This is a genomic window from Streptomyces griseorubiginosus, assembly GCF_017614965.1.
In the GTDB taxonomy this organism is placed as follows: Bacteria; Actinomycetota; Actinomycetes; order Streptomycetales; family Streptomycetaceae; genus Streptomyces; species Streptomyces griseorubiginosus_B.
On the sequence record NZ_WVUG01000037.1, the window covers coordinates 16,915 to 36,734 of the forward strand.

Here is a 19,820-nt window from a genome sequence, read left to right on the forward strand (position 1 = left end):
GTTCGTGGGACGGATCGCGGGTGCCGGAACGGCGGGATCGCCGGTCGGGCACCATCAAGTCCGGCCGGGAGTTAGGTTGTTGGCGACTGGTCGCGGTCGCCCGTACGACCGCCTCGACTCCCCAGGAGACACCCGTGTCCGGTGACGCACTGAGCCAAGACCCCGCCCTGCTGCGCGGCAGGATCGACACCACCAAGGCGCACTCGGCCCGGGTCTACGACGTCTTCCTCGGCGGCAAGGACAACTACCCGGTCGACCGCGCCGCGGCGGCCGCCGGGCTCGCCGTCAACCCGCGCGGCTACCTCGACGTTCGGCACAACCGGGACTTCCTGCGCCGCGCGGTGAACACACTCGCCCAGGACGACGGCATCCGTCAGTTCCTCGACATCGGCACCGGCCTGCCCACCGCGGAGAACGTCCACCAGATCGCCCAGCGGATCATCCCCGACGCCCGGGTGGTGTACGTCGACAACGACCCGGTGGTGCTCACCCACGCCCGTGCCCTGCTCACCAGCGGGCCCGAGGGCCGTACGGACTACGTCGACGCCGACTTCAACAACCCGGCGCACATCCTCGAACAGGCCGCGAAGACGCTGGACTTCGACCAGCCGATGGCGCTCTGCCTGGTGGCGATCCTGCACTTCGTCGAGGACACGGAGGCCTACCCGATCGTGCGCGAGCTCATGGAGGCGCTGCCCTCCGGGAGCCGGCTGGTGCTCAGCCACCTCACCGATGACCTCAACCCCGACAACATCCGGGCGCTCCAGCGCACGTACACCGAGCGGGGGCTCACCTTCGTGCTGCGGTCCAAGGCCGAGGTTGAGCGGTTCTTCACGGAGAACTCCCTCGACATCGCCGAGCCCGGCGTCGTCCCCGTCCACCGCTGGCGGGCCGACAACGCCGCCCCGGTCCCGGAGCAGCCCGAGGCCTCCTACCTGGAGACCCTCGACGCCATCGAGAAGATCCGGTACGCCGACATCAACGACGTGACGGACGCCGACATCAACATCTACGCGGGGATCGGCCGCAAGGCCTGAGAGGTGCGATAGGTCCGAGAGGCGGCTCCGTCCATATCCCGGAAATCTCGTTGTAGACGGCACGCACATCCCTAGGCTGCGGGCACGAACCCTCGTCCCGCAGTTCCTCTGGGCCCGCCTCCCGGAGTCGTACGAGGGCTGCGGAAGTAGGGCGAATGTCGGGGTCGGCTCCGACCGTGGGGGGACGGACGCGGTGGGTGGTGGTGTCTACGGTGAGGGCATGTCCGACACAGTGGAGTTCGTGGAGTCCGACCTTGACGTGTACCTCGGGCGGATCGGCTGGGAGGGGCCGCGGCGGGCCGACGCCGAAACCCTCCGGGGGGTGCATCTGGCGCACATGCGGGGCATCCCCTTCGAGAACCTGGACGCCCTGCGCCGTACGGCTCCCTCGCTGGCGCCCGCCGACCTGATGGCCAAGCTGGTGCGGGGGCGGCGCGGCGGCTACTGCTACGAGCACAACACGCTGCTCGCCGGCATCCTGGAGGCCCTCGGGTTCCGGGTGAGGCGGCTGACGGCACGGGTCGTGGTGGGCGCCGACCGCATCGAGAGCCGCCCGCGCACCCATATGGCCCTGCTGGTGGAGGTACCGGGTGAGCCGCTGCCGTATCTCGCCGACGTCGGCTTCGGGGCGATCGGGGCGCTGCTGGAACCGGTGCCGCTTCTCGCCGGCACCGAGTTCCGGGACGCCGGGCGGCGGCACCGGCTGGTGACCGTGCCGCACCCGGGGCCGCTGGAGCTGTGGGTGCTGCAGGCCTACGGCGACGAGAAGGGCGGCGTCGCCTCGGACGGGCCCTGGCAGGCGCAGTACGCGTTCACGCTGGAGCCGTTCGAGCGGGCCGACTTCGAGGTCATCAACTGGCACGTCGCCACGAACCCGCGCTCGCCGTTCACCCAGCGGCTGTACGTGCAGAGCGTCGACGCCGAGCGGCACCTCCTGCTGCACGGACGGGTGTTGACGGAGACACGGTCCGACGGGTCCGTACGGGAGCGGGAGTTGGCGGACGAGATCGAGGCTCGGCGGCTGCTGGAGGGGGAGTTCGGGGTCGTGGCGCCGGAGGGGATGGCCTTGTTGCCGTGACGCCCGGTCAGTCCCACCAGAAGTGCCACACCTGCTCGCCGAGCAGTTTCTGCGCGTACGAGGTGAGGGTGTCGCCGGTGTCCACCAGGACGGTGTACGGGCAGAACGCGTAGTGCTCGGCGGCGACCGCCTCCGCCTCGGCGAGGTCGGTCGGCGGCGCCGCCACCGAGACGGCCAGGTGGTCGAAGCCCAACGCCACGACCCGTATGCCGAAGCGGTCCTCCCACGAGCGCAGCACCGCGCAGAGACGGGCGACGTCCTCCTCGTAATTCACCGGTCCGCTCCAGCCGACGGCCGCCGGGATGTCGGCGCTGCGGCGGGCGGGCACCAGTGCCAGGTGCGGCTCCTTGAACCAGGGCCGCCCCTCGGTGAGGGAGTCGGCGACCGCGGCGGCCCGCTCGTCGGGGTCGGCGGCCGACACCGGGGAAGGCGCCGGCCCCGGCCAGTCCTCGTCCTCCGGCGGGTCCTCGTCCCAGAACTCGGCAAGCACCTCGTCGGCGTCGTGATCACCGGGATAAGAGACCTCTCCGGGCATCAACTCCCAGCCCTCCGGCCCGCCATGGCCTCCGCCCACGTCCAAGAGGACCGGTAGCAGCCCGACTCGCGGCACGGCTCCCCCCAGACGTGCCCAGGCACCGGGCGTCGCCTGTTCCTCTGCCAGCCACAACAGGGGTTCGTGCCAGGGGCCTTCGGTCGTCTCGTCGACCAGTCGGCCCGCGGGCAGCTCCAAGCCGAGGGATGTGAGCCTCGGAAGGGGATTCGGAAGTGTCGCCATGTCGGTGACTGTAGAGGGAGGCACTGACACCACACTCCCCGCCACTTTCAACCTATAGCTCATGGGGGGCCTTGCGGCAAGGCCCCCCTCGTGGCGCACAATCGCAGGCCGAAGCCGAGAAGCTGGGTAAATGGGGGATTCAGGAATTGTCTGTGTCTTTGTCCGCTTTCGACCTTTCCGGCAACCTCACCGCGAAAGCCGACCCCGCACTGATCGCCCGCGACGAGCAGCAGTTCGCGGCCATCGCGGCCAGCCTGGAGCAGGCGATCAGCGAGGTGTCCGAACGCCTCGACGCCGAGCTCAAGGCGCCCGGCGGCATCGGCCAGGCCGCCATGGACCGGGACATCGAGGTGCACCGGCTGAACGGACGCCTGCGTACCCTGCGCCGCTTCGGTCTCGACCTGTGCCTCGGGCGCATGGTCGAGGCCGACAACCCCGAGCAGCCCGTCTACATCGGCCGTCTCGGGCTCACCGACAACGAGGGCCGCCGCCTGCTGACCGACTGGCGTTCCCCGGCCGCCGAGCCCTTCTTCGCGGCGACCCACGCCAACCCGATGGGCCTGGTCAGCCGCCGCCGCTACCGCTGGACCGACGGGCAGATCAGCGACTACTGGGACGAGGTGTTCACCGCCGACCAGCTGGAGCACAACGTCGCGCTCGACGACCAGTCCGCCTTCATCGCCAGCCTCGGCACCAACCGCTCCGAGCGCATGCGGGACGTGCTGGCCACCATCCAGGCAGACCAGGACGCCATCATCCGCGCGGGCTCCCGGGGCGCGCTCGTCGTCGACGGCGGTCCCGGCACCGGCAAGACCGTCGTCGCCCTGCACCGCACCGCCCACCTCCTCTACTCCGACCCCCGCCTCGGCCACCGGCGCGGCGGCGTGCTGTTCGTCGGCCCGCACCGGCCGTATCTGGCGTACGTGGCCGACGTGCTGCCCAGCCTCGGCGAGGAGGGCGTGCAGACCTGCGTCCTGCGGGACCTCGTCACCGAGGGGGAGACGGCGGGCGTGGAGCGCGATCCGGAGGTGGCCCGGCTGAAGGCCTCCGCGGGCCTGGTGAAGGCGGTCGAGAAGGCCGTCCGGTTCTACGAGGAGCCGCCCACCGAGGGTATGACGGTCACCCTCGACTGGGTCGGCATCCCCCTCACCGCCGACGACTGGGCCGAGGCCTTCGACGCCCCGGAGCCCGGCACCCCCCACAACGAGGCCCGCGACCAGGTCTGGGAGAAACTGGTCGAGATCCTGACGGACAAGTACGACGGCGACGTCTCCCCCGACCTCTTCCGCAGGGCGCTGCGCCGGAACGAGGAGCTGAACGCCGCCCTCGGCCGCGCCTGGCCGTTGATCGAGGCGGCCGACCTGGTAGGGGACCTGTGGTCGGTGCCTGCCTATCTGCGCATGTGCGCTCCCTGGCTCGACCGGGACGACGTACGACGCCTCCAGCGCGCCGAGCCGCAGGCCTGGACGGTGTCGGACCTGCCGATCCTGGACGCGGCACGGCAACGGCTCGGCGATCCCGAGGCGTCTCGGCGCAGGCGCCGGCACGAGGCCGAGGTCGCCGCCGAACGCGCGTACCGGGCCCAGGTCACCGAGGACCTGTTGCGGACCGACGACGACTGGCAGCGCATGCTGATGACCATGCTGAAGGGGCAGGACCTGCAGAACTCCCTGGTCCCCCTGGACGCGCCGCCCGCCGCCGAACCGGACCTGCTCGCGGGCCCGTTCGCGCACATCGTCGTCGACGAGGCGCAGGAACTGACCGACGCGGAGTGGCAGATGCTGCTCTCGCGCTGTCCGTCCCGCAGCTTCACCATCGTCGGCGACCGCGCCCAGGCCCGGCATGGCTTTACCGAGTCGTGGCGGGAGCGCCTCGAACGCGTCGGACTCGACCGCGTCGAACTGGCTTCCCTGACCGTCAACTACCGGACCCCGCAGGAGATCATGGCGGAGGCCGAGCCGGTCATCCGGGCCGTGCTCCCCGACGCCAACGTGCCGACCTCCATCCGCAGCGGCGGAGTCCCGGTCACGCACGGCCCGGCCGCCGACCTGGACGCGGTCGTGGACGACTGGCTTCGCGCGAACACCGACGGCATCGCGTGTGTCATCGGCGCCCCCACGTACCGCCCGACGACACCCCGGGTCCGCTCACTCACCCCCGAACTGTCCAAGGGGCTGGAATTCGACCTGGTCGTCCTCGTCGACCCGGAGAGCTTCGGGGACGGCATCGAGGGCGCGGTCGACCACTATGTGGCGATGACCCGGGCGACCCAACGGCTCGTGGTGCTCAGCAGCACCCGCTCGCGGTGAAGGCGGCCCAGGCGGCCGGGGTGACCTGAAGGGTGGGGCCGGTGTCTGCGGGGTTCTTGGAGTCGCGGATGTGGATGGTGTGGGGGGTGGTGGCTACCTCGACGCACTGTCCGCCTTCGCTGCCGCTGTACGTCGACTTGAACCACTGAAGTGCTTCGGCGCTCATTGCTCTCCTAGCAGGCGGTCGAGCAGATCCCTGGAGTCCTGTGTGGTCAGGGCCTGTGTCCGCAGCATCGCATACTTGCGCGCCAGCCTGGACACCTCATCCGCGTCGGAAACCCACTGGCTGCCGCGCTGCGATTCGGTGTACGCGAGGTGTTGGTGGTCCGGTGTTTCAAGGAGGGTGAAGGGGCCGTCCATTCCCGCGTGATACGGGCTGCTCAATGGCAGGAACTGCAGGGACACGCATGGCAGTTCAGCCACTGCTCGCAGGTGACGCAGCTGTTCGCGGCGCACATCTGCCGCACCAATGCGCATGTGCAGGACCGGCTCCCACACGATGAAGCTCAGGGTCGGCGGGTTCCTGCGATGCAGGATCTTCTGGCGTTCCAAGCGGGCCGCTGTACTCGTCTCGATCTCGTCCGTGCCGTACGCAGGAACGCGGTTGGAGAGTACGGCGCGGACGTACGCATCCGTCTGGAGAAGACCGGGAAGCACGGCGTTGTCGTACCAGGACAACGCAATCGCCTCCCTCTCATGCTCCATGTACAGCTCCGCCCACATCGGAAACTGGTCGATGTCCGGGAGGTTGGCCACGCCCGCCGACAACACGCCCCTGGTCTGGAGGAGATCGTCGAGCGCGGCGGCCAAGTCCGGTTTCAGGGCCCGTCTGCCCTGCTCGATCGAGGCGATGGTCTCCTCATCGACCCGGACGGCTGCGGCGAGGGAGTTCTGGGTGAGGCCCGCGGCGCGACGCGCGGCGCCCAGTTGCTTGCCCAGCATCTTCATGGACGTGAGGTTCTTCGGCCGCGGTGGCCTCCTGGCGCTCATGCAGGACTCCCTCCCCCTCGGGACGCGTACGTCACCGGGTGCGAGCCCGTACAAAAAATCTGTACGGGTTTACGGAGTGATCAACAGTAGTCACTCTGCGCAACTCTCGTCCTGTGAATGACACGATCCAACTCCCCACCCTGCGCGAGCGGTTCTTCCGCCGTGAACGGCGATCCGTGCAGGCCGCGCGGAGGTTCACGGCGGAGACACTCACCGGCTGGGGCCTCGCCGGGACGGACCGCGCCGACGACGTACTGCTCTGCGTGAGCGAACTGGTCACCAACGCCCTGCTGCACGGCGTACCGCCCGGCCGTCACTCGCGGCTGCTCCTGCGCTACGACGGACGGGTGCTGGGCATCGAGGTGCACGACAGCGGCCCCGGCGAGCCCCGCGTCGTGGAGAGCGGGGACACCGGGGCCGAAGGCGGGCGCGGACTGCTGCTGGTCGCGGCCCTGAGCGACCAGTGGGGCGTCCGGGACCGCGAGTTGGGCAAGGCCGTGTGGTGCGAGTTCGAGGTCAGAGACGCTCGGGCGTCCTGATGCCGAGCAGCGCCATGCCCTGGTGGAGGGTGCGGGCCGTCATGTCGCACAGGAACAGACGGTTGTCGACCTGCGCCGGGGTGTCGGCCTTGAGGACCGGGCACTTGTCGTAGAACGACGTGTACAGCGACGCCAACTGGTACAGGTACGCCGCCAGCTTGTGCGGGGCGTACTCCGCGGCCGCCTCGAAGACCGTGTCGCCGAACGCGTCCAGGTGCAGGCCCAACGCCCGCTCCGCCGGGGCCAGTTCGAGCTCCGGGTGGGCGGCCGGCTTCGTGTCGCCCGCCTTGCGCAGGATCGACTGGATACGGGCGTACGCGTACTGCAGGTACACGCTCGTGTCGCCGTTCAGCGACACCATCTGGTCCAGGTCGAACTTGTAGTCCCGGTTGGGGGACGTCGACAGGTCGGCGTACTTCACCGCGCCGATGCCGACCTGCGCGGCCCGCTCCTGGATCTCGTCCTCGGTGAGGTCCTGGGCCTTCTCCCGGACGACCTCCGCCGCCCGCTGGACCGCCTCGTCCAGCAGGTCCTCCAGCCGTACGGTCTCGCCCTCACGCGTCTTGAACGGCTTGCCGTCCGCGCCGAGCACCGTGCCGTAACCCATGTTGTGCGCGGTCACGGAGTCGGTCAGCCAGCCCGCACGCCTCGCCGCCTCGAAGACCATCTTGAAGTGCAGCGACTGCCGTACGTCCACGACGTAGAGGAGCGAGGTGGCGTGCAGGTCGTCGACCCGGTTGCGGATCGCCGTCAGGTCTGAGGCGGCGTAGCCGAAACCGCCGTCCGCCTTCTGCACGATCAGCGGCACCGGCTGGTCGTCCTTGCCGCGGATGTCGTCGAAGAACACGACGAGCGCGCCCTCGGAGCGCACCGCGACGCCCTTCTCCTCCAGGAGCCGGGCGGTCTCGGGCATGCCCTCGTTGTACGCGGACTCGCCGACGATCTCCTCGTCCCGGATCCGCATGTCCAGCTTCTCGAAGACCGAGTAGAAGTAGACCTTCGACTCGTCCACGAACTGCTGCCACAGCTCGAGGGTCTCCTTGTCGCCGGACTGCAGGGCGACGACCCGCTTGCGCGCCCGCTCCTTGAACTCCTCGTCGGAGTCGAAGACCGCGCGCGAGGCCTTGTAGACACGGTTGAGGTTCGACATGGCCTGCTCGCCGTCGACGTCGGCCGCGGGGGCCAGCTCGCCGGGGTGCTCGAACAGGTACTGGATGAGCATGCCGAACTGGGTGCCCCAGTCGCCGATGTGGTGCCGGCCGATCGTCTTCTCGCCGGTGAAGTCGAGCATGCCCCGCAGGGCGTCGCCGATGACCGCGGAGCGCAGGTGACCGACGTGCATCTCCTTCGCCACGTTCGGCTGGGCGTAGTCGATGACCGTGATGCCCGCGTTCTCCTTGAGGGGAACGCCGAGGCGGTCGCCGTCCGCGTACCGGGCGGCGAGGTTCTCGGTGATCGCCCGGTCCGCGATGGTGAGGTTCAGGAAGCCGGGCCCGGAGACCTCGACGTCCTTGATCAGCTCGTCGCCGGTGACGATCCGTCCGACGACCTCGGTCGCCAGCTCCCGCGGGTTGGCCTTGGCCTTCTTGGCGAGGGCAAGGATGCCGTTCGCCTGGAAGTCCGCCCGGTCACTACGTCGCAGCAGCGGGTCCGCAACGGCCTCCGGCAGGGTGGCCGAGAGGGCGGACGCGAGCTGCTGGTTGACGGAGTCGCTGAGGGACGTGACCGGGGCCATAGGAATGGGTGCCGTTCTCCTCGTGGGGATCGATAGACCCAACCAGTATCCCATGGGAGGTAAAGCGGTTTTCCCGGGCGCATGGGCGTCTGTGACAATGGAGCGTCACCCGTTCAGAAAGAAGGACGTGCCGATCGTGGCTCAGAGCACCGAGACCACCGACTGGGTCTCCCGTTTCGCGGATGAGGTCATCGAGGAGTCGGAGCGTCGGGCCCCCGGCAAACCCGTGGTCGTCGCCTCCGGGCTGTCGCCGTCCGGTCCGATTCACCTCGGCAACCTGCGCGAGGTCATGACCCCGCACCTCGTCGCCGACGAGATCCGGCGGCGCGGCCTCCAGGTGCGCCACCTCATCTCCTGGGACGACTACGACCGCTACCGCAAGGTGCCGGCCGGGGTCGCCGGGGTCGACGAGACCTGGGCCGAGCACATCGGCAAGCCGCTGACGTCCGTCCCCGCGCCGAAGGGTTCCCCGTTCCCGAACTGGGCCGAGCACTTCAAGGCCGCGATGATCGAGTCGCTGGCCCAGCTCGGCGTGGAGTTCGACGGGATCAGCCAGACCGCCCAGTACACCTCCGGCGTCTACCGGGACCAGATCCTGCACGCCGTGGCGCACCGGGCCGAGATCGACGCGATCCTCGACCAGTACCGCACCAAGAAGGCCCCGGCCAAGCAGTCCCAGAAGCCGGTGGACGAGGCCGAACTGGAGGCCGCCGAGGGCTCCGGCGCGGCCGGCGAGGACGACGGCTCCGCCTCCGGCTCCGTCGGCTACTTCCCGTACAAGCCCTACTGCGGCAACTGCGAGAAGGACCTCACGACCGTCACCTCCTACGACGACGACACCACCGAGCTGACCTACTCCTGCACCTCGTGCGGCTTCTCCGAGACCGTCCGGCTGGAGGAGTTCAACCGCGGCAAGCTGGTCTGGAAGGTCGACTGGCCGATGCGCTGGGCCTACGAGGGCGTCGTCTTCGAGCCGTCCGGTGTGGACCACTCGTCCCCGGGGTCCTCCTTCCAGGTCGGCGGGCAGATCGTCGGGATCTTCGGCGGCAAGCAGCCGATCGGGCCCATGTACGCGTTCGTGGGCATCAGCGGCATGGCGAAGATGTCCTCCTCGCGGGGCGGTGTGCCGACGCCCGCCGACGCCCTGAAGATCATGGAGCCGCAGATCCTGCGCTGGCTCTACGCCCGCCGCCGGCCCAACCAGTCCTTCAAGATCGCCTTCGACCAGGAGATCCAGCGGCTCTACGACGAGTGGGACAAGCTCGACGCCAAGGTCGCTGGGGGCACCTCCCAGGCTATTGGCACTGGGGGAGGCTCCGCCCTGCCGGGGGACGTCGCCGCGCACGCCCGCGCGGTGGGCACGGCCGCCGGTGAGCTGCCGACGACACCGCGACCGCTGCCGTACCGCACGCTCGCCTCGGTCGCCGACATCACCGCCGGGCACGAGGACCAGGCGCTCAGGATCCTCTCCGAGCTCGACCCGGAGAACCCGCTCGCCTCGCTGGACGAGGCACGGCCGCGGTACGACCGGGCCGAGGCCTGGATCAACACCCACGTCCCCGCCGACCAGCGCACCATCGTGCGGGACGAACCCGACGCCGAGCTGCTGAAGTCCCTCGACGAGGCCTCCCAGCAGTCGCTGCGGCTGCTGCTCGACGGACTGGAGTCGCACTGGTCGCTGGACGGCCTGACGCACCTCGTCTACGGCGTCCCGAAGGTGCAGGCCGGGTTCGCGGCCGACGCCACGCCCAAGGAGCTGCCGGCCGAGATCAAGACGGCCCAGCGGACGTTCTTCGCGCTGCTGTACCACCTGCTGGTCGGGCGCGACACGGGACCGCGCCTGCCCACGCTGCTGCTGGCGGTGGGACAGGACCGGGTACGGCGCCTGCTCGGCGAGTAGCGAGTAGCGAGTAACGGCAACGGAAAAGGGGTCCTCTGCCGAGGGCCCCTTTTCCTGTGCCTTTTCCTGTCTCTCTACCTGTACCTGAGCCGGTCAGGCGATGTGCTCGTCCGTCAGCTCCGCGTTCAGGCGGTTGGAGAACCGGTTGACCATGCGCTTGGACTCGGCTTCGTCGAGCGTGACACCGTACGTGGCCTCGACATCGGCGATGAACCCGCGCGGGGTGGGCGCACCGTTCCCGGTCTTTATCGACTCGCGGAAGACCTGGTAGAAGTCCTCCTCGGACGGCTCCGGGGCGCCACCGCCCTCTCCGAGCTCACGGGTGCGGTTGCCGCTCACCGGGATGGGAAAGCTGCCCGTCTCCTCCATCGAGGGCTCTTCCTGGTACTGCTGTTCCTGCTGGTACTGCTCCGCCTGCTGCTGCTCCGCGTACCACTGGGCGTACTGCTCCGGGTCGTACGTCGGATCGTAGTCGCCGTGGTACTCGATCTGCTGGGGGTGCCGGGCGTGCAGCCAGGGACTCACCTCCGGCTCGGGTGCCTCGGGTACGTAGTCGTACTGCTCCGTCGGCCGTGGTGCGGGCGCCGCCTCCACCGCGCGGTTCACCGGTGGCGCGGTGACCTCCTGCGCGGGCGCCGGGGGCAGCAGCACCGGCTCTATGCCCGCCGCGGCCAGGCCCGCCGGGGCCGTGTCCGCCAGGGGGACGCCGTAGCGGGCCAGCCGCAGCGGCATCAGGGACTCCACCGGAGCCTTGCGGCGCCAGGCGCGGCCGAACCGCGAATGCAGCCGGGCCTGGTAGACGAGACGTTCCTGCTCCAGCTTGATGACCTGCTCGTAGGAGCGCAGCTCCCACAGCTTCATCCGGCGCCACAGCAGGAAGGTCGGGACCGGGGAGAGCAGCCAGCGGGTGAGCCGCACGCCCTCCATGTGCTTGTCGGCCGTGATGTCCGCGATCCGGCCGATCGCGTGCCGGGCCGCCTCCACGGCGACGATGAACAGGACCGGGATCACGCCGTGCATGCCCACGCCCAGCGGGTCCGGCCAGGCCGCCGCGCCGTTGAAGGCGATCGTGGCCGCCGTCAGCAGCCACGCCGTCTGCCGCAGCAGCGGGAAGGGGATGCGGATCCAGGTCAGGAGGAGGTCCAGGGCGAGCAGGACACAGATACCGGCGTCGATGCCGATCGGGAACACGTACGCGAAGTTCCCGAAGCCCTTCTTGATGGCCAACTCGCGGACCGCCGCGTACGAACCGGCGAAGCCGATGCCGGCGATGATCACGGCGCCGGTCACGACCACGCCGATGAGAACGCGGTGCATCCGAGTCAGCTGCAGTGGCGCGGCCACCCGTACTCCCCTCCCCTTGCGTGTTGTTGCGCGCAACAGGGTGGCACATGTGTACGTCGGTCGTACCGCCGGACGGGAGGAGCCCGGCCGTCACAGGGGGCCGGGCTCCGTCAAAATGCGGTGCTGAGCTGCGAATTGCCGTCCAGATGTGACGGTCAGCTCTTCTTCGACGCTGAGGAGGAAGGAGAGCTCGACGGGGACGCGGAGGACTTCCCGGCCTTCGACGCCGACGCCGACGGCGCCGCGGACTTCGAAGGCGACGGCTTCGCCGTGCCCGAACCCGAGTCGCCGCCGGAACCGCCGCCCTGGCCGCCGTCGCCGTTGGCCGCCGCCACCGAGGCCACCGCCTCCTTGGCCGCCTGCTGCGCCAGCTTGCTCAGATCGTCGGCGTTCGGCGTCTTGTCACCGGCCAGACCCGCGCCGTTGTAGTCGAGGGTGACGACCACGTTCTCCACCCGCGCCACGACCGTCTGCTGCTTGAAGGCGCCCTCCTTCTTCTTCAGGTCGTAGCGCACCGCCGTCGCCTCGTCGCCCGTCCCGGCGACCGCCTGCGACTTGACGTTCTTCGCGCCCGCCACCGACTGGGCGTCCTTGACCTGCTTCTCGTAGTACACGTGCGCCAGCTGGTTGCCCTCACCGCGCGCCGCGTCCGAGTCGAAACGCAGCAGAGACACGTTGAGCCAGCGGAACTGGGAGCCCTTCACACCGTTGTTGGCCAGACTGCTCCACGAGCAACTCGCCCGCGTACCCGCCTCGTCCGAAGTGCCCTTCTTGCCGGACTTCGCCCCCTTCGGTACCAGCGAGGTCAGCGTCTTCTTCGACAACGTCCCGCACGAGTCGGGAATCGTCCGGTACGCCGCCGCCTGCACCGTCGGCGACGCGCTCGCGCCCGTCGACGAGGACGTCTGCCCGCCGCTCTCCGACCCCTTGCTCCCGCTGTCACCGGAGCCGGAGTCCGAGGAACAGCCGGCGACGATCAGCATCACGGGGACCGCCGCCGCGCAGACAAGGACACGGCCCAGGCGCCCCGCCCGCTTCTCTCGCTGGTCGAGCTCATCTCGCTGTGCTGGTCGCTGCATGGTTCCTTCACTCATGACGCTCGTGGTTCCTGCCGTCGGATCGGGTCCGAGGGGCCACGGTACGCGGTGAGGACTCTGTGCGGTTTTGCTTTGAAAGCTTTGCGAAGGGACGCGGGGGAGCGGTGAACACCCCTTATCCGCCCAGCGTGTCCGCCAGCTGGGAGGCCAGTTTCCTTGCCCTGTCCTGCATTTCCTTGCTGTCCGGGACCGTGCCGACGGTGGCCGGCTGCTCCTCGTACTCGATGGTCACGATGACGTTCGACGTGCGGAATGCCACAGTCACCGTGCGCTGCTGGGCCGTCGAACCGGAGCCGCCGACCACGTCGTCGAGGAACGCCTCGTCGCCGAGACCGGAGAGGACGCGGGGTTGGAGGTCGGAGGGGGTCGCGGACGAGGAGGAGGACGGTGAGGAGGACGGCGTTGAGGAGGTGGAGGCCGACGCCGAGGGCGAGGCGGTGGACGAGGAACCGGCGTCGGCTGTCACGCCCGCGTCCGAGCTCGAGGCGGTCGGCTCGGGCAGGTCCGCCGCCTCCACCTTCGTCGCGAACAGCTGCTGGGCCTCGGCGTCGTCGCTCACCGCGTTGTCGTACGACACCACGCGCTCGAAGTCGACGAGGAGATGGTCCGTCGCGTCCGTGGACTCCACCTTCCAACGGCAGCCGGACTTGCGGTCGGTGTCGTAGGTGAGGTCGGCCTCTCCCTGGTACGCCTTCGCACGCTGATCCTGGTCGGCGATCTGCTTGATGCCGGGCAGCAGGGAGTCGAGGGTGTTGTGGCTGACCGCGCTGCACGGTTCCGGGAGCGTGTCGTACTTGCCCGGCTGGGCGACAGCGGTGGCCGAGCCGGCGTTGCCCGGGTTAGCGTCGTCCGTCGTGCCGCCGCCGCTGGAGCCGCTGGTGCAGCCGGCCAGCAGGGCCGCGAGGAGTGCGGCGACGCCGGATACGTACGCCTTCCGCTGCACGGTCAGGCTCCTCTCGCTGGTTAATGGCTTGCCGCGCAGGGGGCACCCCTGCAGACAATGTCTATCGCACGCAACGCCGTGACCGCCGGTCCGCTGTCCTTTTCGTAGACCTTGGCACCTTTTTTTCGATTACCCACTTATGTAGATCTGTGTTGTTTTTCCGGGGGAATGAGGAAGACATGTCGTACGTCGAGATACCGGGCGCGAAGGTCCCGATCCGTATGTGGACCGACCCCGCGTCGGTCGAGGAGGGCGCCCTCCAGCAGCTCCGCAATGTCGCCACCCTGCCCTGGATCAAGGGCCTCGCGGTCATGCCGGACGTCCACTACGGCAAGGGCGCGACGGTCGGCTCGGTGATCGCGATGCGGGGTGCGGTGTGTCCGGCGGCGGTCGGGGTGGACATCGGCTGCGGCATGTCGGCGGTGAAGACGTCCCTGACCGCGAACGACCTGCCGGGGGATCTCTCGCGGCTGCGGTCGAAGATCGAGCAGGCGATTCCGGTGGGCCGCGGAATGCACGACGACCCGGTCGACCCGGGGCGGCTGCACGGTTTCGCGACGGCCGGGTGGGAGGACTTCTGGGGGCGGTTCGACGGAGTGGCCGATTCGGTCAAATTCCGTCACGAGCGGGCCGGAAAGCAGATGGGAACGCTCGGATCCGGGAACCACTTCGTCGAAGTCTGCACGGACACGACCGGTTCCGTATGGCTGATGCTGCACTCCGGTTCCCGGAACATCGGCAAGGAACTCGCCGAGCACCACATCGGCGTGGCCCAGAAGCTCCCGCACAACCAGGGTCTTGTCGACCGCGACCTCGCCGTCTTCATCGCGGACACCCCGCAGATGGCGGCCTACCGCAACGACCTGTTCTGGGCGCAGGAGTACGCGAAGTACAACCGCTCGATCATGATGGCGCTCCTGAAGGACGTGGTCCGCAAGGAGTTCAAGAAGGCGAAGCCGACCTTCGAGCCGGAGATCAGCGCCCACCACAACTACGTGGCGGAGGAGCGCTACGACGGGATGGACCTGCTCGTCACCCGCAAGGGCGCGATCCGCGCGGGCTCCGGCGACTACGGCATCATCCCGGGCTCCATGGGCACGGGTTCGTACATCGTGAAGGGTCTCGGCAACGAGAAGGCCTTCAACTCGGCGTCCCACGGCGCAGGTCGGCGCATGAGCCGCAACGCCGCCAAGCGCCGCTTCTCCACCAAGGACCTGGAGGAGCAGACGCGGGGCGTGGAGTGCCGCAAGGACTCCGGCGTGGTCGACGAGATCCCGGGCGCCTACAAGCCGATCGAGCAGGTCATCGATCAGCAGCGGGACCTCGTCGAGGTCGTGGCGAAGCTGAAGCAGGTCGTCTGCGTGAAGGGCTGACTCAGCCCGACAGCCGCTTCTCCAGCAGTGTCACCGCATAGGGGCTGCCCGCGCCGCCCTCCTTGGCTCGCTGTTCGCCGGCCACTTCGTAGCCCGCCGCCTCGTAGTAGGCGCGCAGGGCCGGGTTGGTGGCGAGGCAGTCGAGGCGGGCGTGCGGGCGGCCCTTCGCGGTGATGCGGGATTCGGCGTGGGTGAGGAGGTGGCGGCCCGTGCCGGGTGGGGAGGTGTGGGGAACCGTCATGAGGCGGTGGATGTAGCCCGCGTCGGCGGGGCGGGGGCCCCAGGCGGCCGGGTCGTCCCACCAGAGTTCGTAGGCGCCGGTCAGACGGTCGTCCGCGTACGCCAGCCAGACCTCGCCCTCCCGCATGCGGGTGCGGAAGTGGGTCTCGTCCTTCTCGCCCGGCTTCCACTGGTCGATGCCCCGCGCCAGTTGCCAGAGGGCGGCCGTGTCGCGGAGGCGGACCAGGGCGGGGGCGTCGGCAGGGGTAGCCCTGCGGAAGGTCAGGGGCGGCCAGGTGGTGGGGCGGGGTTCCAGGAGGGACGCGCGGAGGCGGGATGCCAACTCCGTGGCGTCGAGGGACAGTTCCTGGTTCACGTACCTCTCGATCGAGCCGTGACGCGCCTTCATGGCGGCGAGGTAGGTGCGCATGACCGTCGCCGGGGCGCGGCCGAAGCCCAGCCAGGTCGGTGCGTGGCCCTCCCGTGCCGTCCAGGCCGCGAGGATCGCCGGTGCAGCGAGTTCGGTGAGGCTGTAGTCCTCGATGATCGTCTCGTCCGGGACGCCGAGCAACGACAGGACGAATGCCGCCAGTTGGCCCGTGCGGTCCTTGCCGGACGCGCAGTGGAAGACCAGGGGGTCGGAGGACTCCGCCGCGGCCACGACGAGTTCCAGCGCCCGGCGGATCTCCTTCGTGCCGTCCTCCGCCACCTCCATGTACCGCTCCGCCAGGTACGGACCCGGGTCGAGCTCGGGCGGCAACGCCGGCTGGTTGTAGGGGCGGTGCTCGATGCTGAGGTTGTGGTAGCTGAACGACGGGTCGTCCGGCACACGGCCGCGCTTCTCGATCTCCCACGGGTGGCGCAGGTCGACGACCGTGCGGACGCCCAGCGAGAGGAAGCGGGACCAGTCCTCCGTGCCCTGCCGCAACTTGCCCAGCGAGTCGGCCCGGTACAGGCGCCCGGAACGGATCCGGCGCCCGTCGGGGGTCGAATAGCCGCCCAAGTCACGGAAGTTGTGCAGCACGTCGAAGCGCAGATGTCTGTCCACAGGCTGTGACTCTATGCCTACTTGGCGTGCAGCACGGCGTAGATCATCACGAACGCGACGACATGGATGCCGAAGAGGAAGTAGGCGAGGTAGTACCAGACGTACCGTTCGCGCTTCTTCTCCAGGTCGAGGCGCCGCCGTTCACCTTCGTCGGCGGCCATCACAGGTCCCGGTGGACTTTTGTGTTCGACGCCTGGGCGCGCGGGCGCAGGACCAGGAGGTCGACGTTGACGTGGTGGGGGCGGGTGACCGCCCAGCCGATGGTGTCGGCCACGTCCTCGGCGGTCAGCGGCTCGGCCACGCCCTCGTACACCTTGGACGCCTTCTCCGCGTCCCCGCCGAAGCGGGTCAGTGCGAACTCGTCGGTCTTGACCATGCCGGGCGCGATCTCGATGACCCGCACCGGCTGTCCGACGATCTCCAGGCGGAGGGTCTCGGCGAGGACGTGGGCGCCGTGCTTGGCGGCGACATAGCCCGCGCCGCCCTCGTACGTGCCGTGGCCCGCGGTGGAGGAGACCACGACGACCGTCCCGTCGCCGCTCGCGACCAGCTTGGGCAGCAGCGCCTGGGTGACGTTCAGCGTGCCGAGGACGTTCGTCTCGTACATCGTGCGCCAGTCGGCGGGGTCGCCGGTCGCGACCGGGTCGGCGCCGAGGGCTCCGCCGGCGTTGTTGACGAGCACGGCGACCGTCTTGAAGGCCGTCGCGAACTCGTCGACGGCGGCGCGGTCGGTGACGTCGAGCCGGTACGCGGTCGCCTGGTGGCCCGCCTCGTTGAGCTCCTTGGCCAGCGCCTCGATGCGGTCCTCGCGGCGGGCGGTGAGGACGACGCGGTAGCCGGCCTCGGCGAGCCTGCGGGCGGTCGCGGCGCCGATTCCGCTGCTCGCGCCGGTGACGATCGCTATGCGGGACGGGGCCATGAAGGTGCTCCTCGCGGGTTCGGTGTGCGGGTTCGGTGTGCGGGTTCGGTTCGCGGGTTCGGTGTGCGGGTTCGGTTCGCGGGTTTGTCCCGGACAGGATAGGCGTCAGACATCGAGCGCCCCTCGATACGGGGCGGTCAGCCCCCGTTTCTCGGGGCCCACATGATCACTGCCATCCCGGCCAGGCAGATCGCGGCCCCGGTGATGTCCCAGCGGTCCGGCCGGTACCCGTCCGCGACCACCCCCCACAGGATCGAGCCCGCGACGAAGATGCCGCCGTAGGCCGCCAGAATGCGGCCGAAGTGCGCGTCGGGCTGGAACGTGGCCACGAAGCCGTACGCGCCGAGCGCGAGGACGCCGCCGGCCATCCACAGCCAGCCGCGGTGTTCGCGGACGCCCTGCCAGATCAGCCAGGCGCCGCCGATCTCGAACAGGGCGGCGAGGACGAACAGGGCGGCGGATCGGGCGATGAGCATGGCAGCAGCCTGTCACGCGCGCTGTCACCTGATGGAGGGCGCCTGCGGTGCGCCCGCGCGCGGGATACATCCGTACGTCCACGGCGCCGGAGTGAGGAGTGGGGCATGCGGAGGGTTCTTGCGGGGGCGGCGGCGGTGCTGGCCGCGGTCTGCGGGGCGGTGGGTCCCGCGCGGGCCGTCGGGGGCGGTCCGGAGGCCGACCTCGCCTACCACGGTGCCGCCTCGCTGGCCGACGGGCGGGTGAAGGTGCGGTTCACGCCCGGCAACTTCGGGCCGTCCGCCGTACCGGACGCGACGGTACGGCTGCGCTGGTCGCGGGCGCTGACGGACGCGCAGACGCTGCCGGCGGGGTGCGCGCGGTCGGAGCCGCGGGCGGTGCTGTGCCGGGTGGGGGCGCTGGCGGCGGACGCGGTGGGCGAGCGGATCGGGCTACGGGTACGGCTGCTGGGCGCGCCGTCGGAGGTGCTGCTGCAGATCGACACGGTGTGGAGCGGCGGCACGGTGGACCGGAACCGGCAGAACGACCGGCAACGGGTGCTCGTCCTGGCCACGGGCGACGACTACTACTTCTGAGCGGCGGCTGCCGCGGCTTCCGGGGCCGCTGGACCTCTGCGTCGTACGATTTCTGCACGGTGCAGAAGTGAGGGAGCCGGGCATGGCGGGTAGCGCACGGGAGCGGCTGCTTCAGGAGCTGTCCACGGTCTCGCGCCGCTACATGGCCTCGTACGCCCTGTTCAACCAGGCCGTCGCGGACCGCATCGGGCTGCATCCGACGGATCTGCAGTGCCTGAACCTGCTCACGCTGGAGGGCGCGCCGGTCACCACGGGCCGGATCGCCGAGCTGACGGGCCTGACGACCGGGTCGGCGACGCGGCTGGTGGACCGGCTGGAGAAGGCCGGGTACGTCGTACGGCGGCGGGACGCGGCCGACCGCCGCAAGGTGCTCGTGCTGACGGTGCCGGAGAAGATCGCCGAGTTCGGCCGGATGTGGGAGCGGCTGAGCGGCGGCTGGTCGACCCTCTTCGACGACCTGGACGACGCCCAACTCGCCGTGATCGTCGGCCATATGAGGCGGACGGTCGATTTCAGCGCCCGGCAGATCACCCGGCTGCGGACCGGGGACGCCCAGGCGTTCTGACCTCGTTCTGACCTCGGCGCCGGTTCGGTCCCGGCTCAGCCCACCCCGCCGCCCTGTGCCGCGTACGCCGTCGGCGGCACTCCCACCGTCGCCGTGAAGTCCCGTACCAGATGGGCCTGGTCGGCGTAGCCGAGGTCGGCGGCGAGGGTGGCCCAGTCGAGCTTGTCGGAGGACTCGGCGCGCTCCAGGGCCTCGTGGATGCGGTAGCGCAGGATGACCCACTTCGGCCCCACGCCGACGTGTGCGGCGAACAGGCGCTGGAGGAGTCGTACGGACATGCCCTCCGTGCGGGCCAGTTCGGTGACCCGGCGGATGGAGCGGTCGGTGCGGGCGCGTTCGACCAGGGCCGCGGCGAGCTCGGCCTGGGGATCGGGCCGTGGATCCCGGGCGAGGAGGAAGGCGTCGAGGGCGGCGACGCGGGCCGTCTCGTCGTCGGGGGCGAGGACGGCGGCGAGATCGGCGTCCGGGAGGACCTCGGGGGAGCGGACCCGGCGGCCCGTCCACGCGCTCACCGGCCGGTCCGGCGCGAAGGCGCGGAAGCGGCCCGGCCGGAACTTGATGCCGCACACCCGGCCCCGCCCCTCCAGCTTCTGGGTGAAGAGGCCGTGCTGGACGCCGGCGATCTCCACGAAGGGCTCCTGGCCCTCGAAGTGCTGGAAGACGACGTGCACGGCGGGATGCGGGACCACGTGGGACACGTAGGGCTCGGGGAGGTCCCAGTCGATCAGCCAGTAGTACTCGACGTACGCGCGCAGCGGCTCGGCGGCGTCGGGGCGGCGGAAGTCCACGCGGGCGAGGAAGTCCGCGGCGCCGACGATACCTCGGGTGTCACGGCGTGCGGCGGCCATGTCGGGATCGTAGGACGAGCCACTGACAGTCCGCGGAATACGGGGGACTCGG

Annotated in this window: 20 protein-coding genes; 8 read left to right on the forward strand and 12 right to left on the reverse strand. The window is 69.9% G+C overall.

What is annotated here, in order from left to right:
* The first annotated feature begins 134 nt into the window (after positions 1-134).
* A complete protein-coding gene (locus tag GRC12_RS10285; RefSeq protein WP_208778888.1) occupies positions 135-1,037 on the forward strand; it encodes an SAM-dependent methyltransferase in 903 nt (300 codons plus the stop codon).
* Positions 1,038-1,257: 220 nt separating this feature from the next.
* Positions 1,258-2,115, forward strand: a complete 858-nt coding sequence (locus GRC12_RS10290) for an arylamine N-acetyltransferase family protein (RefSeq protein ID WP_208778889.1) — start codon at positions 1,258-1,260, stop codon at positions 2,113-2,115.
* Between the two features lie 7 nt (positions 2,116-2,122).
* On the opposite strand, the gene GRC12_RS10295 is transcribed toward GRC12_RS10290, so the two are convergent.
* Positions 2,123-2,890 carry a DUF4253 domain-containing protein gene (locus tag GRC12_RS10295; RefSeq protein WP_208778890.1) on the reverse strand — a complete coding sequence of 256 codons (768 nt, stop codon included), beginning with the start codon at positions 2,888-2,890 and terminating at the stop codon, positions 2,123-2,125.
* A 146-nt stretch (positions 2,891-3,036) separates the two neighbouring features.
* Between GRC12_RS10295 and helR the strand changes: the two genes are divergently transcribed.
* On the forward strand, positions 3,037-5,199 hold the full coding sequence (gene helR / locus GRC12_RS10300) for an RNA polymerase recycling motor ATPase HelR (protein ID WP_208778891.1): 2,163 nt from the start codon (positions 3,037-3,039) through the stop codon (positions 5,197-5,199).
* Here helR and GRC12_RS10305 read toward each other — a convergent pair.
* Entirely contained in the window at positions 5,177-5,365 is a 189-nt protein-coding gene (locus GRC12_RS10305; RefSeq protein WP_208778892.1) for a DUF397 domain-containing protein, read from the reverse strand. The genes helR and GRC12_RS10305 overlap by 23 nt on opposite strands.
* On the reverse strand, positions 5,362-6,189 hold the full coding sequence (locus GRC12_RS10310; RefSeq protein ID WP_208778893.1) for a helix-turn-helix domain-containing protein: 828 nt from the start codon (positions 6,187-6,189) through the stop codon (positions 5,362-5,364). Before GRC12_RS10310 ends, GRC12_RS10305 begins: the two co-directional genes overlap by 4 nt.
* Positions 6,190-6,302: 113 nt before the next feature.
* On the opposite strand from GRC12_RS10310, the gene GRC12_RS10315 reads away from it, so the two are divergent.
* Positions 6,303-6,728: an ATP-binding protein gene (locus GRC12_RS10315; protein ID WP_208778894.1), complete on the forward strand. Its 426-nt coding sequence runs from the start codon at positions 6,303-6,305 to the stop codon at positions 6,726-6,728.
* On the opposite strand, the gene argS is transcribed toward GRC12_RS10315, so the two are convergent.
* A complete protein-coding gene (argS, locus tag GRC12_RS10320) occupies positions 6,706-8,463 on the reverse strand; it encodes an arginine--tRNA ligase (protein ID WP_208778895.1) in 1,758 nt (585 codons plus the stop codon). The two genes, GRC12_RS10315 and argS, sit on opposite strands and share 23 nt — an antisense overlap.
* A 127-nt stretch (positions 8,464-8,590) precedes the next feature.
* Here argS and lysS point away from each other — a divergent pair, with 127 nt between their 5' ends.
* On the forward strand, positions 8,591-10,363 hold the full coding sequence (lysS, locus tag GRC12_RS10325; protein ID WP_208778896.1) for a lysine--tRNA ligase: 1,773 nt from the start codon (positions 8,591-8,593) through the stop codon (positions 10,361-10,363).
* Between the two features lie 93 nt (positions 10,364-10,456).
* Here the strand turns inward: lysS and GRC12_RS10330 are convergent, their stop codons facing one another.
* The 3 genes from GRC12_RS10330 to GRC12_RS10340 all read right to left on the reverse strand — a co-directional run bounded on the left by GRC12_RS10330 (position 10,457) and on the right by GRC12_RS10340 (position 13,747).
* Positions 10,457-11,707: a DUF2637 domain-containing protein gene (locus tag GRC12_RS10330; protein ID WP_208778897.1), complete on the reverse strand. Its 1,251-nt coding sequence runs from the start codon at positions 11,705-11,707 to the stop codon at positions 10,457-10,459.
* Between the two features lie 155 nt (positions 11,708-11,862).
* On the reverse strand, positions 11,863-12,786 hold the full coding sequence (locus GRC12_RS10335) for a DUF3558 family protein (protein WP_244372566.1): 924 nt from the start codon (positions 12,784-12,786) through the stop codon (positions 11,863-11,865).
* A gap of 133 nt (positions 12,787-12,919) precedes the next feature.
* The gene (locus GRC12_RS10340) at positions 12,920-13,747 is read right to left on the reverse strand and encodes a DUF3558 domain-containing protein (RefSeq protein WP_208778899.1); all 828 of its coding nucleotides are present in this window, start codon (positions 13,745-13,747) and stop codon (positions 12,920-12,922) included.
* Positions 13,748-13,926: 179 nt separating this feature from the next.
* On the opposite strand from GRC12_RS10340, the gene GRC12_RS10345 reads away from it, so the two are divergent.
* Positions 13,927-15,120, forward strand: a complete 1,194-nt coding sequence (locus tag GRC12_RS10345) for an RtcB family protein (protein WP_208778900.1) — start codon at positions 13,927-13,929, stop codon at positions 15,118-15,120.
* 1 nt (position 15,121) lies between these two features.
* On the opposite strand, the gene GRC12_RS10350 is transcribed toward GRC12_RS10345, so the two are convergent.
* The 4 genes from GRC12_RS10350 to GRC12_RS10365 all read right to left on the reverse strand — a co-directional run bounded on the left by GRC12_RS10350 (position 15,122) and on the right by GRC12_RS10365 (position 17,782).
* On the reverse strand, positions 15,122-16,387 hold the full coding sequence (locus tag GRC12_RS10350; protein ID WP_208778901.1) for a GNAT family N-acetyltransferase: 1,266 nt from the start codon (positions 16,385-16,387) through the stop codon (positions 15,122-15,124).
* 17 nt (positions 16,388-16,404) lie between these two features.
* Entirely contained in the window at positions 16,405-16,548 is a 144-nt protein-coding gene (locus tag GRC12_RS10355; protein ID WP_208778902.1) for a hypothetical protein, read from the reverse strand.
* The gene (locus GRC12_RS10360) at positions 16,548-17,306 is read right to left on the reverse strand and encodes an SDR family NAD(P)-dependent oxidoreductase (protein WP_208778903.1); all 759 of its coding nucleotides are present in this window, start codon (positions 17,304-17,306) and stop codon (positions 16,548-16,550) included. Before GRC12_RS10360 ends, GRC12_RS10355 begins: the two co-directional genes overlap by 1 nt.
* A 137-nt stretch (positions 17,307-17,443) precedes the next feature.
* Complete coding sequence (locus GRC12_RS10365) at positions 17,444-17,782, reverse strand: YnfA family protein (protein WP_133043477.1); 339 nt, start codon at positions 17,780-17,782, stop codon at positions 17,444-17,446.
* A gap of 105 nt (positions 17,783-17,887) precedes the next feature.
* On the opposite strand from GRC12_RS10365, the gene GRC12_RS10370 reads away from it, so the two are divergent.
* Positions 17,888-18,355, forward strand: coding sequence for a hypothetical protein (locus tag GRC12_RS10370; RefSeq protein ID WP_208778904.1), 468 nt, complete (start codon positions 17,888-17,890; stop codon positions 18,353-18,355).
* An 82-nt stretch (positions 18,356-18,437) separates the two neighbouring features.
* A complete protein-coding gene (locus tag GRC12_RS10375) occupies positions 18,438-18,920 on the forward strand; it encodes a MarR family winged helix-turn-helix transcriptional regulator (RefSeq protein WP_208778905.1) in 483 nt (160 codons plus the stop codon).
* Between the two features lie 35 nt (positions 18,921-18,955).
* On the opposite strand, the gene GRC12_RS10380 is transcribed toward GRC12_RS10375, so the two are convergent.
* Positions 18,956-19,768: a helix-turn-helix domain-containing protein gene (locus GRC12_RS10380; RefSeq protein WP_208778906.1), complete on the reverse strand. Its 813-nt coding sequence runs from the start codon at positions 19,766-19,768 to the stop codon at positions 18,956-18,958.
* Positions 19,769-19,820 lie beyond the last annotated feature (52 nt).

Coding starts and splice junctions, on each gene's coding strand:
- GRC12_RS10355 (WP_208778902.1), bottom strand. CDS start 16,548: ATGGCCGCCGACGAAGGTGAACGGCGGCGCCTCGACCTGGAGAAGAAG.
- GRC12_RS10345 (WP_208778900.1), top strand. CDS start 13,927: ATGTCGTACGTCGAGATACCGGGCGCGAAGGTCCCGATCCGTATGTGG.
- GRC12_RS10375 (WP_208778905.1), top strand. CDS start 18,438: ATGGCGGGTAGCGCACGGGAGCGGCTGCTTCAGGAGCTGTCCACGGTC.
- GRC12_RS10380 (WP_208778906.1), bottom strand. CDS start 19,768: ATGGCCGCCGCACGCCGTGACACCCGAGGTATCGTCGGCGCCGCGGAC.
- GRC12_RS10365 (WP_133043477.1), bottom strand. CDS start 17,782: ATGCTCATCGCCCGATCCGCCGCCCTGTTCGTCCTCGCCGCCCTGTTC.
- GRC12_RS10310 (WP_208778893.1), bottom strand. CDS start 6,189: ATGAGCGCCAGGAGGCCACCGCGGCCGAAGAACCTCACGTCCATGAAG.
- argS (WP_208778895.1), bottom strand. CDS start 8,463: ATGGCCCCGGTCACGTCCCTCAGCGACTCCGTCAACCAGCAGCTCGCG.
- GRC12_RS10360 (WP_208778903.1), bottom strand. CDS start 17,306: ATGGCCCCGTCCCGCATAGCGATCGTCACCGGCGCGAGCAGCGGAATC.
- GRC12_RS10335 (WP_244372566.1), bottom strand. CDS start 12,786: ATGCAGCGACCAGCACAGCGAGATGAGCTCGACCAGCGAGAGAAGCGG.
- GRC12_RS10295 (WP_208778890.1), bottom strand. CDS start 2,890: ATGGCGACACTTCCGAATCCCCTTCCGAGGCTCACATCCCTCGGCTTG.
- GRC12_RS10370 (WP_208778904.1), top strand. CDS start 17,888: ATGCGGAGGGTTCTTGCGGGGGCGGCGGCGGTGCTGGCCGCGGTCTGC.
- GRC12_RS10290 (WP_208778889.1), top strand. CDS start 1,258: ATGTCCGACACAGTGGAGTTCGTGGAGTCCGACCTTGACGTGTACCTC.
- GRC12_RS10305 (WP_208778892.1), bottom strand. CDS start 5,365: ATGAGCGCCGAAGCACTTCAGTGGTTCAAGTCGACGTACAGCGGCAGC.